The sequence below is a fragment of the Halomonas sp. KM072 genome, assembly GCF_050710315.1.
Classification (GTDB): domain Bacteria; phylum Pseudomonadota; class Gammaproteobacteria; order Pseudomonadales; family Halomonadaceae; genus Vreelandella; species Vreelandella hamiltonii.
In genome coordinates this window covers 1,957,054-1,970,786 of record NZ_CP136132.1, presented here as the reverse complement: position 1 = coordinate 1,970,786, position 13,733 = coordinate 1,957,054, and the positions used below count along the sequence as shown (strand labels likewise).

Annotated in this window: 15 protein-coding genes; 7 read left to right on the top strand and 8 right to left on the bottom strand. The window is 58.7% G+C overall.

The window, feature by feature from the left end; translation table 11 throughout:
* Positions 1-532: 532 nt before the first annotated feature.
* From RVM26_RS09285 to RVM26_RS09265, 5 genes are all read left to right on the top strand, one after another.
* Positions 533-814: an addiction module antidote protein gene (locus RVM26_RS09285; protein ID WP_039181142.1), complete on the top strand. Its 282-nt coding sequence runs from the start codon at positions 533-535 to the stop codon at positions 812-814.
* 295 nt (positions 815-1,109) lie between these two features.
* Positions 1,110-1,400: an IS66 family insertion sequence element accessory protein TnpA gene (tnpA, locus tag RVM26_RS09280; RefSeq protein ID WP_498938318.1), complete on the top strand. Its 291-nt coding sequence runs from the start codon at positions 1,110-1,112 to the stop codon at positions 1,398-1,400.
* Positions 1,397-1,741 carry an IS66 family insertion sequence element accessory protein TnpB gene (tnpB, locus tag RVM26_RS09275; protein WP_498938316.1) on the top strand — a complete coding sequence of 115 codons (345 nt, stop codon included), beginning with the start codon at positions 1,397-1,399 and terminating at the stop codon, positions 1,739-1,741. Before tnpA ends, tnpB begins: the two co-directional genes overlap by 4 nt.
* Positions 1,695-3,401, top strand: coding sequence for an IS66 family transposase (gene tnpC / locus RVM26_RS09270; protein WP_498938314.1), 1,707 nt, complete (start codon positions 1,695-1,697; stop codon positions 3,399-3,401). The genes tnpB and tnpC overlap by 47 nt, the downstream gene beginning before the upstream one ends.
* Positions 3,391-3,660: a hypothetical protein gene (locus RVM26_RS09265; RefSeq protein WP_229772301.1), complete on the top strand. Its 270-nt coding sequence runs from the start codon at positions 3,391-3,393 to the stop codon at positions 3,658-3,660. Before tnpC ends, RVM26_RS09265 begins: the two co-directional genes overlap by 11 nt.
* A gap of 146 nt (positions 3,661-3,806) precedes the next feature.
* Here the strand turns inward: RVM26_RS09265 and RVM26_RS09260 are convergent, their stop codons facing one another.
* The 7 genes from RVM26_RS09260 to RVM26_RS09230 all read right to left on the bottom strand — a co-directional run bounded on the left by RVM26_RS09260 (position 3,807) and on the right by RVM26_RS09230 (position 10,373).
* The gene (locus tag RVM26_RS09260; RefSeq protein WP_081195643.1) at positions 3,807-3,959 is read right to left on the bottom strand and encodes a metallothionein; all 153 of its coding nucleotides are present in this window, start codon (positions 3,957-3,959) and stop codon (positions 3,807-3,809) included.
* Positions 3,960-4,054: 95 nt separating this feature from the next.
* On the bottom strand, positions 4,055-4,834 hold the full coding sequence (locus RVM26_RS09255; RefSeq protein ID WP_498938311.1) for a CLCA_X family protein: 780 nt from the start codon (positions 4,832-4,834) through the stop codon (positions 4,055-4,057).
* Between the two features lie 413 nt (positions 4,835-5,247).
* Positions 5,248-6,900 carry an alpha/beta hydrolase gene (locus RVM26_RS09250; protein ID WP_498938309.1) on the bottom strand — a complete coding sequence of 551 codons (1,653 nt, stop codon included), beginning with the start codon at positions 6,898-6,900 and terminating at the stop codon, positions 5,248-5,250.
* Positions 6,901-6,964: 64 nt separating this feature from the next.
* A complete protein-coding gene (locus RVM26_RS09245) occupies positions 6,965-7,762 on the bottom strand; it encodes a MipA/OmpV family protein (RefSeq protein ID WP_498938307.1) in 798 nt (265 codons plus the stop codon).
* 508 nt (positions 7,763-8,270) lie between these two features.
* Positions 8,271-8,735 (bottom strand): SLC13 family permease, encoded by a 465-nt coding sequence (locus tag RVM26_RS09240; RefSeq protein WP_498938305.1) that lies wholly within the window; start codon positions 8,733-8,735, stop codon positions 8,271-8,273.
* Between the two features lie 28 nt (positions 8,736-8,763).
* Entirely contained in the window at positions 8,764-9,018 is a 255-nt protein-coding gene (locus RVM26_RS09235) for an SLC13 family permease (RefSeq protein WP_498938303.1), read from the bottom strand.
* A 95-nt stretch (positions 9,019-9,113) separates the two neighbouring features.
* Positions 9,114-10,373 carry a M20/M25/M40 family metallo-hydrolase gene (locus RVM26_RS09230; RefSeq protein ID WP_498938301.1) on the bottom strand — a complete coding sequence of 420 codons (1,260 nt, stop codon included), beginning with the start codon at positions 10,371-10,373 and terminating at the stop codon, positions 9,114-9,116.
* A 191-nt stretch (positions 10,374-10,564) separates the two neighbouring features.
* Between RVM26_RS09230 and RVM26_RS09225 the strand changes: the two genes are divergently transcribed.
* Positions 10,565-11,791, top strand: coding sequence for a YbfB/YjiJ family MFS transporter (locus RVM26_RS09225; RefSeq protein WP_287806881.1), 1,227 nt, complete (start codon positions 10,565-10,567; stop codon positions 11,789-11,791).
* Between the two features lie 63 nt (positions 11,792-11,854).
* Positions 11,855-13,318, top strand: coding sequence for a sodium-dependent transporter (locus RVM26_RS09220; protein ID WP_498938299.1), 1,464 nt, complete (start codon positions 11,855-11,857; stop codon positions 13,316-13,318).
* Here the strand turns inward: RVM26_RS09220 and RVM26_RS09215 are convergent.
* Complete coding sequence (locus RVM26_RS09215) at positions 13,315-13,689, bottom strand: hypothetical protein (RefSeq protein ID WP_498938297.1); 375 nt, start codon at positions 13,687-13,689, stop codon at positions 13,315-13,317. The two genes, RVM26_RS09220 and RVM26_RS09215, sit on opposite strands and share 4 nt — an antisense overlap.
* Positions 13,690-13,733 lie beyond the last annotated feature (44 nt).

Below are 13,733 nucleotides of genomic sequence, written 5' to 3'. Positions count from 1 at the left end.
TTCGGCATCAAATATAGCCAGTACTAGCTTCAGTCTTCCTTAAAGAGACAGGTGGCCAAGTAGTGACCACCTGCTATTTAAATATATAGATTTTGCTGGACTAGCATAGGTACTACTCAATATCCTGGATTTGAATATAGATAGAAAAAATAAAAACAAATAAAAACAAATACTTAATTTAACAGGAAGGAAATAACCATTGCCCTACTACCCAAATTGCATGGGCATAAGCTAGCAAGCAACCGGCCAGTTACTAAATCATGATCGCCAAAATATTCAGGTTTCTCGCTCTGTTCCTCCTGGCAATCATGGCTGGTTCTTCCGTAACCGCAATGACAACGATGTGACCATTGTCTTGCGCGTGGACGGAGATTATGGCGAGTTAGTGAAGGCCCTTTAACGGACTAGCCCCTAGTGCTCTCTAGAGTGCTAGGTATGAGCTGATTATTTTGTTGGCGGGCGGTGATAAATCCAGCCAGGCAAAAGATATTGATATCGCGAAGCAATTGGCACGCGATTTGAAGGAGGCACCATGAGCACACTGCGTAAATGGGATGTCGTTGACCACTTGAATACCGAAGAGGAAATGGTGTTGTACTTTGAAGCCTGCCTTGAAGAGGGCGACGCTGCCCTGGTGGCGGCAGCGCTTGGCGATATTGCCCGCGCCCGTGGTATGGCACAGCTTGCTCGTGATACGGGGTTGACTCGCGAAGGGTTGTACAAAGCGCTTTCTGCTGATGGAAACCCAAGTTTTGCAACGATTATGAAGGTGACAAAAGCCTTGGGCTTTACGTTACATGCTGAATCATCGTAAGACGATCAACGATTCCATGATACGCCCCGCCTTTCACGGCGGGGCGTTTTCGTTGGTGAGGCGTAGACCGGGCAGGGCCATCACACACCACTGTTGAGACGTGCCGCTATCCTAGAAACGCAGGCCGCCGCTGAATCCGAAAATCGCTACGATGACGACGACAATGACGACGATGGTAGTAGTAGAGGGCATGATCTCTTCCTTTGAGAAGTAAGCGTTCATTCCACGACGTTCTGCCAACCTGCTGAAAATCGCCCTAAAGTAACCTCACACTTTCCAACACGAGGTTACCCCCATGAGAAAGCACCGCACACCCGAACAGTGGCAGGCCCTGGTTGATCAGCAGCGTGACAGCGGCCTCTCGGCTTCGCAATTTTGCAAACAAGAGAACATTGGTTACGCCAGTTTCTGTAACTGGCGCAAGCGTCTGTCCGATCCGTCGACCAATGATTCGGCAGGATCCAGTCAAGCCGGTTTTCTGGATCTCTCGTCGTTGATGGGCAACTCCCCATCCTCCGGCCCAGGCTGGCACATTGTGCTCAGCCTGGGCAACGGCGTTGAACTCCGGCTGAGCCAGCACGGATGATCGGACTCGATAGCCAGGCCCGCATCTGGCTGTGCACCGAGCCCACCGACATGCGCAAATCGTTCCGGGGCCTGAGTGCCCTGGTTCGGAATCAGTTGAAGCACGACCCGCTCAGCGGTCAGTATTTCGTCTTCGTCAATCGGCGCAAGACCCAGATGAAGATGCTGTATTTTACGACCACCGGTTACTGCCTGTGGGCCAAGCGCCTGGAACAAGGGCAGTTCCGGGTGCCATTATCTGCCTCGGGGCAGCGAGCCCTGACCCTGACGGATCTGCAACTGCTGATCGATGGCATTGAGGTGCATAAATACCGCCAGTTCAAGCGTTTTCGAGGGGTATAGGAGACGGACTTCCGGTATAATATCGGCCATGAGTTCAACGACTTCCACTACCTCTTCCAACACGCCTTCTTACTCGGCTCTGGCCGAGGAGAATGCATTGCTGCGTGAACAACTTCAGGTCATGCAGCGGCAGTTGGACTGGTTCAAGAAGCAGCTGTTCGGTCCCAAGTCCGAGAAGCAGGTGTTTGACCTGCCTGGGCAGGATAGCCTGTTCGCGTCGGATGACGCCCCGGTTCCGGCGCAGCCGCCGAAAAATGAGAAGCGCACGGTTAAAGCCTATCAGCGCGGCACTGGCAAGAAACAGCGGGATGACGACTGCCTGAACGACACCGGCCTGCGCTTTACTGCCGATGTGCCGGTAGAAGTGGTTGAGCACCTGCCACCGGAGCTGACCGGCCCGGAGGCCGATCAGTACGAAGTGATTGGCAGCAAGACTACCTTCCGGCTGGCCCAGCGGGCCTCCAGTTATGTGGTGCTCAAGTGCGAACGCCCGGTGTTCCGGCGTAAGGGCAGCGACAAGCCCATTACCACACCAGCCCCGTTCAACGTACTGGATAACAGCCTGGCCGATGTCAGCCTGCTGGCCGGGCTGCTGGTCGACAAGTTCCAGTTCCACTTGCCGCTGTATCGTCAGCACCAACGCATCCGGCAAGCCGGTATCACCGTCAGTCGCAGCACCCTGACCAACCTGGTCAAGCGTGCCATCGACCTGCTGCGACCCATCGTGGATGCCCAGACCGACAACGTGTTGCGCAGCCGGGTGCTGGCGATGGATGAAACGCCCATCAAGGCCGGCCACCAGGGGCGCGCCGGCCCGCAAAAGGGCAAGATGAAAACTGGCTGGTTCTGGCCGTTATACGGCGATGCCGACGAGGTGGTGTTCACCTACTCGAACAGCCGTGGTCGCGCCCACATTGAGCAGGTACTCAGCGAATCGTTCAGCGGCACCCTGATCAGTGACGGCTATGCGGCCTATGCCCGTTATGCCGCGGCCCAGGAGAACGTCACCCATGCCCAATGTTGGGTGCATGGTCGCCGCTATTTTATCGAAGCACAGAAAGATCATCCTGAGACCGTCACCGAGGCCCTGCAACGGATCGCGATGCTGTATCGGAATGAAGAGGCCATCAAAGCTCAGGGGCTAACTGGCGAGAAGAAACGCCAGTACCGGTTGGATCACTCGAAGCCGGTGGTCAGCGACTTCTTCCAGTGGTGCCGGGATCAGTTGGCACAAGGCGGCCTCGTGCCCAGCGACCCACTGACCAAGGCCCTGAACTACGTTCTCAGCCGGGAAGCCAGCCTGACCGTGTTCCTGGAAAACCCGGACGTGCAGCCAGACACCAACCACCTGGAACGGGCTTTGCGGCCCATTCCCATGGGCAAGAAAAACTGGATGTTCTGCTGGACTGAACTGGGTGCGGAACACCTGGGTATCATCCAGAGCCTGATCAGCACCTGCAAGCTGCACGATATTACCCCGTACACATATCTGGTGGACGTGCTGCAGCGTGTCAGTCAGCATCCCGCCAGTGAAGTGGCGAATCTGACTCCGCGGCTCTGGAAAATCCGGTTCGCCGAGAATCCGCTACGGGCTCTGATCGATCCACGTCATCCTGATCGCCAGAACCCACAGCCGGAGGCCACCGTTCATGCGCATTGAAGACATGAGCATCGACCAGTTGCTGGAACTGAACCAGTATATCTGCCAGCGCATTGATGAACTGCAAGAACAGGAAACCCTGCAAGCCTTGAGTCGGTTGCGGGTTGGTCTGAAAGTGACCTTCGAGGGCCGGGAAGGCCCGGTATTGGGGATCGTCACCAAGATCAACCGCAAGAGTGTGATCGTGCTGGGGGAGGATGGCAGGAAGCAATACAAGGTCTCGCCGGAGTTATTAAGGCCCCTCCGTGACGTGAAGTAGGTCAACTACGTCTTGGAATGAACGCTTACTTTGAGAATGGTTGAAAAGTAAGCCTAGTCGGTGATGGGCGGTTTCGCACGCTTTGATAGGCCGATGCCCGGTGTTTGGCCGGGCATCGCAGTGGGGTGGGCGGTTATCGGATGGGTTCAACCGCACTTGCAGTCATGGCCACAATCGGTAGAGCCATCGGCATGGCCCGTCGCACAGGCCGTCGAGCAGAAGAGTTGCCCCTCTTTTTCGATGGAGTGGCTGTCCACCTTGCAATGACACTTCGGGCATGCGCACTGTTGCTGAGACATGGTAGAACCTCCTGTGGGTTGTCTCTTCAAGCGTAGTGCGCACCCTGGGTGTTATGTAATTGCGTTGTGAGGTTTTTTGCTGATGATGGCTGCTGTCATGGCGTCGAGCGCGCCAGGGCGCTGCCTAGCGCAAGGAAGTAGTCATGAAAGCGCTGGTTGATGCGTTCGCGCTGTTCGCCTTGCGGGTACAGGCCGCGTGCGGCTTCCGGAGAGCGGCGTGTGCCTTTGACCAGAAAGTGGTTCTTGATGGGGGCATCTTGTACAAAGGCTTCGAAGGCTCGTGCGCATAGCTCTTCTGGCTTGCTGTAGTAGAGCTGGCCCATGGCGCGGTCGACCTCGGCCGAGTGGCGGAACAGCTCGCTGGGCTGCTGACCATTCGGTTGCAGCAGGATGGCCTGAAAACAGGCCAGCAGGCGCTGGTTGAGCGGGTGCGCGATGGGCACGGCGTTTTGCAGCCAGGCGCTGGAGGCAAAGGCACTGGCAGGTAACTGCTGAAAACATTTGCGGGCGATGTAGTGGTCGAAGGCGTGAAACCATTCATGGGCAATGCTGCCAGGCCCAGCGTTCTTGGCCAGGGCAAAGCTTCGCTCAGCGGGGCTGTAATGCGCCGAGACGCCGGGTCTTCCGCCGGTACCGTACTGCAGAGCAAGCGTGCCACGCAGGGAAATGAGCGCTTCGTTGCCGTGCAGGATCAACATGAGATCGCAGAGCGCATCATGAAACAGCGTAGCGGCGTGGTCGCGCTCGGCGGGGGTGACCCAGCGGCCAATTTCGATGGCGCGAAAGTCGAACTGGCGGCGGATCGCGACAAAGTCGCTGCTACCTTCGGGCCGATGCACGGGCCCTTGGCGAAAAAACTGTCTGGTATCGAGCATCACCCGGGTACCTGCTGAAAGGGGCATGGGGAGGATACATAAAAAAAGCGCCCTCACGAATGAGGACGCTTTTTTCATCGCGGTACAGAGCGTCCTGAAGGATCAGCCGGTGTACTGCGGTACTTCTTCTTCCCTGATTGTCGAAAGCTCTTCCTGAGCTTGCTCGGTCCTTGAATCGTCTTCGCTCATCCTAAGCGCATATTCCCTTGTCACGCGGTATCCCTGCCGCGAACGTTTTGAACTATAGGTGAGTGACAATTAATGTACAAGATGAAATTGTATTTTTATTGTACTTGAATAGTACATAAATGCTGCTGTCCGATCATAAAGTTCATATTTAACAAATATTTATAGTTTTACAGTTGGCAAGAAAAATAGCAGGCTAAATAGCCTGCCGGTGAAAAGGGTTATCGTCAGCGCGCCAGATGATCGCGCAGGCGCTGCAATTGCTCAGCATCCCAGCCGTCGGGTTCGGTGAGGGCTGCCCAGGCATCGATGTAGTGCTCGGCGGCGATTTCATGCCCATAGCCGTCGGGGGCGCTGCCCACGGTCAGGTCGACCAGCAGCTGTAGCATGGTCACCACGGGGTACCAGCGTAGCGCTGGAGAAACATCTGGCCCACGAGGTGCGCGCATCCACTCGGGTTCTCGCCAGAACGCCGCAGGCTCGAAAAAGGTGATGGGGTCGCTGGCATATTGCAGAAACGCAATGCGGAAATCTCCCCATGGGGCAGCGGCTTCCTCCAGCCTTTGGGTCTGGTTCATGAACCTTACAACCGCTCCCTCGCGAAACGTGGGTAGCCATGCGGGGGAGCCCGGATCGCGGTCGGCGGTCACGGCGCGCCAGGTGTCGCTGCGAAAGGGAGGGCCGCTCCACAGCACGCCTTGAAAGGGGTCGTCGATGATATCGTAAAGATCGAAGGATAGATCCGAGTTGAGCGCGCCCAGGCTCAGGCCAAAGAGGTAAAGCTGCGGTCGCTCATCGCTGGGCAGCTGGCTCCAGTAGCGGTAAATGGCCGAAAACAGCGCGCGGGCACTTTCGACGCCGTACTCTGCTTCGGAGATCAGCGACAGGTGGCTGGGTAGATACGAGTACTGGGCGGCCACCGTGGCAATATCGCCGCGATGAAGATACTCCACGCTGTGCTGGGAGCGAGGGTCGATCCAGCCGCGGCCAGTGGGGGTCGCGATGACCATGACCGAGCGTTCGAACCCGCCGGTTCTGATCAGCTCTTCGAGGGCCAGCTCGGCGCGCTGAGTGGCGGTTTCGGCGGCGTTGAGCCCGACATAGACGCGAATGGGGTCGAGCGCGGGCTCACCCAAAAACGCCTCCATATCCTCGGCCGTAGGGCCCTGGGTGACGAAGCGCCTGCCCCGGCTGCCCAGCGCTTCCCAACTGATCAGCGACTCGGCGCTGCCGGGCACATTGGCCGCTTGCGGGGGGCTCAGGTCATCCTGCATCAGCTCGTCCACCTGCTGGTAGGAGCGGTCAGCCACCTGTAGTGCGTAAGAAAAGATGACGCCCTCGATGATCAGCCAGAACAGCGCCACAGCGGAGACGATGCCCAGCACCTGGGCCGTGCGATGGGGCAGCACATGGGCAAGCTTGTACGAGAGCAGCTTGAAGGTGCGCTTGAACAGCCGCGCGACCAGCAGCAGGCTCAGAAAGACCCCCATGGTGATCAGTGCTACGGCCAGCGGGCGTGTGCCGCTGGTGGGTTCCATCTCCATCAGTTCGCGAATGCTGTTTTGCCACTCGGCCGCGCGCCATAGAAAAATCACCGACACCACCAACGCGACCAGGGCGGCCAGCTGCTTGAGCGTGCGCTCCAGGGCGGCTTTGGGCTCTGGCAGGTGCAGGTAGTGCCACAGCGTGCGCGCAATGACGCCCAGGGCATACCCCGCCGTGACGCTGAGCCCGGAGACGATTCCTTGGGCCAGCAAGGGGCGGGGCACCAGGCTTGGGGTGAGTGAAAAGGCAAAAAAGAGCGTGGCAAGCAGTAGACCCGTGCCCGACAAGCGGTTCAGCAAGGGCCTCATGCGAAAGTGCTCGAGACGGTTTTCCATAACGTTTTTCATGGCCTGGTTCGAGGGCAATCCATTTGGCGAGTGGGTTCCAGACGCTACCGTATTAGAAACGGTAGGTCAGTGATACCCCACTCAGCGCCTGCCAGGGGCTTCCCAGCTCATCGACGATCGGGCTGTCGGCGGCGTTGCCGGTCAGTCGGGTAGCGCCGACGAAGCCGGTGGCTGTCCACTCAGGGGTCAAGGCGTAACTCAGGCTGGCGTTTGCGCCCAGCCGCCAATAGCCGCCATCCGGTGCGTAGGTGGCCACTCCGCTGCGGGCGCTATCCTGGTCGGAAACGCCATACAGAGATTGAGTCCAGCGCTCGTTGGAGTAGTTGACGCTGGGGGATAGCACCAGCAGCAAACGCTCGCTGAGCGGGGTGCGCAGGGTGGCGCTCGCCGAGAACGTGGCGCCTTCCATGTCGCCGGTCACTGCGCGGCTGCCAGCCACGCTGTAGCGCCAGGGCCCATCCTGGTAACTGACCCGCAAGCCCAGCGTGGCGCCACCATCGATTTTTTCGAAGGCGCCAAGGTCACCCTTGTTATCGCGGCCGAAGGTGTAGCCGATAAAGGGCGAGGCGCTCCAGTTGCCCTGGCGCAAGGCGTGCCACTCGATGCCATCGCGCAGATTGATGGAAAGCTGGTCGCCATAGGCCAGGTTCAGTACGGGCCGTGCGCGGGCTTCGTAGTCGTCGCTACCGGCATAATCAGGGGCGTAAGCAACCCCCGCGCCCACGCTGCCGCTCCATTGGTCGGCCAGCGCCATGGGGGCCAGGGCCATGCAGGCGAGCGTTACCAGGCAGCCCAGGGGGCGTAAGTGGGAGCGAGAGTAACGGCTTGAAATCAGGGAGCGAGTCGGCATGGGAGCATCCAGAATGTGAGAGAAACGTGCATGATTGTATGTTTGGTTTAAAACCAATCGCAAGCCAGCGCTTGATATTTATCACGGCCCGCCCATAAAAACTTTTTGACCTTTCATATCCCAGGTTAGATAACTCGACGTCTATAAGGCGCACTGTGTGCCCATGACGCAGGGACAGCGTTACAAGGAAGTGCAAGCAGGGAGTGCTTGCGGCGCACAAGGATGCATGGACAGGACGTTCGTGAAGTGGGATCAGGGAGGACCTGATAAAGCCTCGGCCAGCGATGGTCGGGGTTTTTTTATCTCAGGTTAATGCAGTTGTCACATAGAAGCTGCAGAGTAGGCAGTGGCATAAGGAAACGTGCCTTCAGGGAGTACTATCAGGCAAGGAGCGCTTGAGCACCAGGGACGCATGAACAGGAGGTTCATGAAGAAGGATCAGGGAGGAATCAGTACAACCCCGGCCAGCCATGGCCGGGGTTTTTTTTGCCTATTCGCCCATCGTGGCTCAAGGCGTGGGCAGCAACAGTGGCATGATGAAATAGACGAACAGGGTAATCACGAGGGCGCTGACCAGATTCATGGCAATCCCCGCCTTGGCCATCTGCTTGATCGTGATACGACCGCTAGAGAACACGGCCGCGTTGGGCGGCGTCGAAATGGGCAGCATGAAGGCACACGTGGTGGCGAGTGCCACGGCCACCATCAGGCCCAGCGGGTTGCCCGTGGTGATGGCGGCTGCCAGGCCTGCGGTAATCGGCAGGGCCATGTTGGCAGTGGCCGTATTGGAGATGATCTCGGTCAGGAACAGCATCAGCAGGACCATGAACAGCAGCAGCAAGAAGTAATTGACGCCATCCAGCAGCTGCAATTGCTGGCTGATCCAGCCCGTCAGGTCACTGGCGCTGAACGCTGCGGCCAGCGACATGCCGCCGCCCCACAATATGAATAGCCCCCAGGGCAGATTTTTCATGTCGTCCCAGATCAGCAGGCTGCGTTTTTCACTGTGGGCCGAGCTTCTCCAGCTCCTGAGCCACGAAGTTGACTTCCAGGCGCGTATTGGGCACCCGGGAATAGATACGGGTGAGATAGACATACAGCGCGACCAGCAGCAGGGTCAGCGGTAGGGCAAAGATCATCCACTGCAAAAAGCTGATTTCGATGTCGAAGAACTGCGGAATCATGGCGACCACGATGGCGTTGGGCACCGAGCCGATAATCGTCGCCAGACCGCCGATGGACGCGGCATAAGCCACGGGGGAGGTTTGAAAACCGAGTGCCAGCAGAAGGCCGGAGAGAGGAGAGAGGAGAGAGAACCCCCGGCCAGCGCAGGCCGGGGGAAGTGCTGGGGTCAGTCGGTGCTGTCAGCATCGCTTTCCGGTTTGCTGCTGCCCTGGTGGGCAAGCGGGCTGGCTTCGTCCAGGCGCGGGTGGTTGTCCTTGAAAGCCTGATGCAGGTCGGGCATGGCATCCATGGCCTGGATGGTGTGCGTCAGGGCGTGCACGGCTGCCAATACGTCCTGGGTATTGCCGGTTTCCGAAATGGTGTGCATGTTGCGGATGGGAAAGCCCATGGAGGTGGCCGCGCTGTCGATGGAGGCCAGTACGCCTGCCATGCCGTCGGTGCCGGTATCTACCCCGACGATATCCCGCTGCATGGGAATGTCGTGCTCCCTGGCGGCGGTGGCAATGATGCGATTCAACTGCTCACTGGCAATCGAGCCCACTGACAGCGTGAACCCCTTGCCCATTTCCAGCGGCTGCATGCGCTTGTCGCCAATGCCGGGTGCGCCCACGTAATCGTGGTTGACGTCCACGCCGATGATGGCATCGGGCTTCAGCTCGCCCGCCATCACGCGGCTGCCGAAGCGGCCGATCTCTTCGTAGCTGGCAATCGCAAACATGACGCGAACCTTGTCGGTGCCACCGGCTTCGGCAACGAGCCGAGCGGCTTCGGCGGCGACAAAGCAGCCCAGTCCGTTATCCAGGTAGGCGCCGTAAAAGGTATTCGGGCTGAACCCCGGACGGATGGGGCGATTGAAGATGATCGAGTCGCCGGGGCGCACGCCCAGGTTGAGGACCTGCTGCTTCTTGTGCTCTCCGTGAATTTGCAGGTCCAGGTAAATCTGCTCTTTCTTGATGCCCTTGCTGCCATCACGCTGGGCCGGGTCGGAGAAGTGAATTGCGCCCAGGGCTTCCACCGTGCCGCCGTCGATGCGGCGGTAGCTGCCTGGGGCCTCTGGGTCTTCACTGAACAGGGTGACTTCATGGCCGATCAGCACGCCCGGCAGGAAAGAGTCGGTATTGATCCAGATCTTGCCGTCTTCCCCAATCGAGCGAACCTGCATGCGGATTTTGTCCGCATGGCCGATGATCATCAGCTTGAACATATCATCGCGGCCTGGGTGGGTATCCAGCACCACACCCGCATTGCCTTTAAACTGGTGCAAATGCCAGTCGCTGGGAGCGAAGCTCTCGAAGTAGGGCTTCAGCACGCCGTAGGTCATCGCGCCTTCCAGGCCAACAGGGCTGGGGGCCGCCAAAATATCGCGCATCAGTTTGAACTGCGCGTCGGGCATCGGTTGCGTCCAGGGTTTTGCAGTGTCGCTCATCGTGCTTACTCGCTTATGACGGTGGTGAAACGTGAGAGTTAGTCTGCCAGATTCCGAGCACTAATGCGCTGCTTCCACATGCCACGTTTAGCCGATAGTACGGCGCTGGTTTCCGCGTATGATGGAAGATAGCTGGCTATCCATTGAAGCCACACTACCACAACAAAAATAGTGACGACGAGGGAGTGTCCATGCCTACTGCAAGCGTTCAGGCCCAGCGCTTTAAAGTGCTGTTGGCGGGGGTATTTAGCCAAATTTTATGTATCGGCATTGCGCGGTTTGCCTATACGCCGCTACTGCCGGTGATGCAGCAACAGAGCTGGGTTAGCGACGCCGATGGCGGCTGGCTAGCGGCGTTGAACTACGCAGGCTATATGCTAGGAGCGGTGCTGGCGGCCTCTATTCGCACGATTTATCTCAAAGACACGCTGTTTCGCATTGGCTTAGTGCTGGCCGTATTAACCACCGCCGGTATGGCGCTGACCGAACACTTTTGGGTATGGGCGGGGCTGCGCTTTTTGGCGGGGCTCTCCAGCAGTGGCTCGATGCTGTTGGCGTCAGGGCTGATTTTGCACTGGCTGATTCAGCACCGTCAGCGGGGCGAGCTGGGCATCCACTTTGCAGGTGTCGGCATTGGCATTGTGGTGGCGGCTTTAGCCGTAGAATTGATGCTGGCGCTGGCATTGAACTGGCAAGCCCAGTGGTGGGGCTTTAGCGCGTTGGGGGCGGTGCTGCTGGTGCCTGCCTGGTGCTGGTTACCGCGCCCGGTAAAACCGGTGGTAGGCAGCGCTGCCAGTCATCAAGCACCTGCAACGCCGCCTAGCCGCACCTTTATGCGTCTTATGCTGCCCGCCTACTTTTGTGCGGGCTATGGCTATGTGATCAGCGCAACGTTTTTGGTCGCGATTGTGGAGCGCGAACCGCTGCTGGCCGGGGCCGGGAACTGGGCCTTTGCGTTGGTGGGGCTGGCCGCAGCACCCGCCGTGATGCTGTGGGATTTAATCGCGCGGCGGATTGGTTACTTAGGCGCGCTGATTGTGGCCATGCTGGTGCAGGTAGTAGGCATTGTGCTGCCTGCGATCAGCCCAACGTTACCGGGCGTGTTGATTAGCGCAGTGCTCTACGGCGGCACGTTCCTGGGTTGCGTCAGTTTAGTGCTGACCATGGCGGGTAGGCTGTACCCCGCCAGCCCCGCCCGCTTGATGGGACAAATGACGTTGGCCTACGGCGCAGCGCAGATTGTGGCCCCTGCGCTCACCGGCATGCTTGCGGAAGCCTCTGGTCATTATTATGTGGGCCTATGGCTGGCTGGTGGCTTTGTAGGGGCCGGGGCGCTGCTGTTGGCGTGGTTGCGCAGAGTGGATCAAACCGCCCAGCGGCTAGATGCCGAGGCAAAAGCAAGCTATGCCACGCCGTGATACGTGGGCTTTCGCAGCAAAATCCTCTAGGATAGGCGCTTTTTTCTGACAGGGTGGAAGGTCATGGCGTCTTCTGGGCAACCTCGCATTCAGTGGCTAGGCCGCTGGGGCTTTATGTTGGCAGCTACCGGCTCGGCGGTGGGGCTAGGCAATATTTGGAAATTCCCTTATATCACTGGGGAGTATGGCGGCGGCGCCTTCGTACTGGTCTATTTAGCGTGCATCTTAGCGGTGGGCGTACCGGTAATGATGACCGAAATTGCGTTTGGTCGCCGGGGGCGTGGTAGCCCCATTGATGCTATTCGCCGTGTAGTGAATGAGTCTGGCCGCTCCTCTATGTGGTCGCTGATTGGCTGGATGGCCATGCTGTGTGGCTTTATGGTGCTATCGTTTTACGTCGTGGTGGCCGGCTGGTCCTTCTCCTATTTATGGAAAATGCTCACCGGCGGCTTGGCGGGCACCAGTGTGGACGAGATGGCGGCCGTGTTTGGTGCCAATAACGCTAACCCCATCACGCTGGGTGGCTGGAGTACCCTGGTCACGCTGCTGACCATGATCATTGTCGGCAAAGGCGTTCAGGAAGGCATCGAGAAAAGCGTTAGCTGGATGATGCCGGGGCTGGTGCTCATGCTGGTGTTGCTGATTGGATTCGGCATGTTTTCCGGCGGTTTCGGCGACGCGGTTGATTTCCTGTTCTCTTTTAAGGCGGGCAGCCTCTCTAGTGAAGGGATGTTGGCGGCCTTGGGTCACGCTTTCTTTACGCTCTCATTGGCGTCGGGTGCCATCCTGACTTACGGCAGCTACTTGCCTAAAGATGCCTCCATTGGCCGCACGACGCTGAGCGTGGCCGTGGCGGATACCGTGGTAGCACTGATGGCAGGGTTAGCAATTTTTCCAGTGATTTTTGCCAACGGCATGGACCCCGGTGAAGGCCCAGGGTTACTGTTTATGAGCCTGCCGTTAGCGTTCCAGGCGATGCCGCTGGGCACGCTGTTCGGAGCGCTGTTCTTCTTAATGCTCTCCATGGCCGCACTAACCTCCTCAATTTCCATGGTGGAAGCAACGGTCTCTTGGTTGTGCGATAACAAAGGCATGAGCCGTAAATCCGCCTCGTGGGCCACCGGTATTGTGCTGTGGCTGATCAGCACGCTGGCGATGCTGTCGTTCAACCTGGGCGCTGATTGGACGCTGGCGGGCAGGCACTTCTTCGACTGGCTGGACTACCTGACGTCCCGTTGGATGATGCCGTTGGGTGGGTTGGGCATGGTGCTGCTGGCCGGGTTCGTGCTCAAGAGCGAGACGTTCCGCGACGAACTGGGGCTGGCTCCGCTGCCCTATACGCTGTGGCTGACCATGGTGCGTTATGTCAGCCCGCTGGGCATCCTGGTCATCTTCGTCGATGCCCTGGGCCTCTATCAGGTCTCATTTGCCCAGCACTGGCCGTGGCTGCTGGCGATTCTGGTGGCCATGATGGCAGCGGGTGAAACCTTGAGCCCACGCTTGCGCAAGGCCCTGAAAGCTGCCTAGGAAGGCCAATCCTGCCCGGTGTTCAAGCGGCGCTGAAGGTCGTTGAGCTGGCGGTGGGGTAGCGGCGTCTGGCAGGTAGCGAATACGTCGTCAAGAAAGCGCTGGCGGGCGCCTCGCAAAGGGCCGCTCAACAGTGTGGCCTGGCTCAGAGCCGCCAGCACCGCCTGTTGCGGCTGGCCGGTCAACTGCGCATAAGCACGCAAGGTCGTCGGCCAATCTACGCCGTGGATGGTCAGCTGCACGGCGGGCGGTGTCGGGGAGGCGCTGGGGTAGGGCAAGCCTGCCAGGCGGCTGACCTGCGCCACGCCGCGCAGAGAGTTCCAGTAGAGAAAGCCGATTTCCAGCACGGTGACGACGCCAGCAAACAGCATGTAGCCTGCCCAGTAGGGCAGCTGTGCCGGCCACCTCAACGCTA

What these genes read in the sequence shown, in the direction of transcription:
- RVM26_RS09285 (WP_039181142.1), top strand. Translation starts at nt 533, where the DNA reads ATGAGCACACTGCGTAAATGGGATGTCGTTGACCACTTGAATACCGAA.
- tnpA (WP_498938318.1), top strand. Translation starts at nt 1,110, where the DNA reads ATGAGAAAGCACCGCACACCCGAACAGTGGCAGGCCCTGGTTGATCAG.
- tnpB (WP_498938316.1), top strand. Translation starts at nt 1,397, where the DNA reads ATGATCGGACTCGATAGCCAGGCCCGCATCTGGCTGTGCACCGAGCCC.
- RVM26_RS09265 (WP_229772301.1), top strand. Translation starts at nt 3,391, where the DNA reads ATGCGCATTGAAGACATGAGCATCGACCAGTTGCTGGAACTGAACCAG.
- RVM26_RS09260 (WP_081195643.1), bottom strand. Translation starts at nt 3,959, where the DNA reads ATGTCTCAGCAACAGTGCGCATGCCCGAAGTGTCATTGCAAGGTGGAC.
- RVM26_RS09255 (WP_498938311.1), bottom strand. Translation starts at nt 4,834, where the DNA reads ATGCTCGATACCAGACAGTTTTTTCGCCAAGGGCCCGTGCATCGGCCC.
- RVM26_RS09250 (WP_498938309.1), bottom strand. Translation starts at nt 6,900, where the DNA reads ATGGAAAACCGTCTCGAGCACTTTCGCATGAGGCCCTTGCTGAACCGC.
- RVM26_RS09245 (WP_498938307.1), bottom strand. Translation starts at nt 7,762, where the DNA reads ATGCCGACTCGCTCCCTGATTTCAAGCCGTTACTCTCGCTCCCACTTA.
- RVM26_RS09240 (WP_498938305.1), bottom strand. Translation starts at nt 8,735, where the DNA reads ATGAAAAATCTGCCCTGGGGGCTATTCATATTGTGGGGCGGCGGCATG.
- RVM26_RS09230 (WP_498938301.1), bottom strand. Translation starts at nt 10,373, where the DNA reads ATGAGCGACACTGCAAAACCCTGGACGCAACCGATGCCCGACGCGCAG.
- RVM26_RS09225 (WP_287806881.1), top strand. Translation starts at nt 10,565, where the DNA reads ATGCCTACTGCAAGCGTTCAGGCCCAGCGCTTTAAAGTGCTGTTGGCG.
- RVM26_RS09220 (WP_498938299.1), top strand. Translation starts at nt 11,855, where the DNA reads ATGGCGTCTTCTGGGCAACCTCGCATTCAGTGGCTAGGCCGCTGGGGC.
- RVM26_RS09215 (WP_498938297.1), bottom strand. Translation starts at nt 13,689, where the DNA reads ATGCTGTTTGCTGGCGTCGTCACCGTGCTGGAAATCGGCTTTCTCTAC.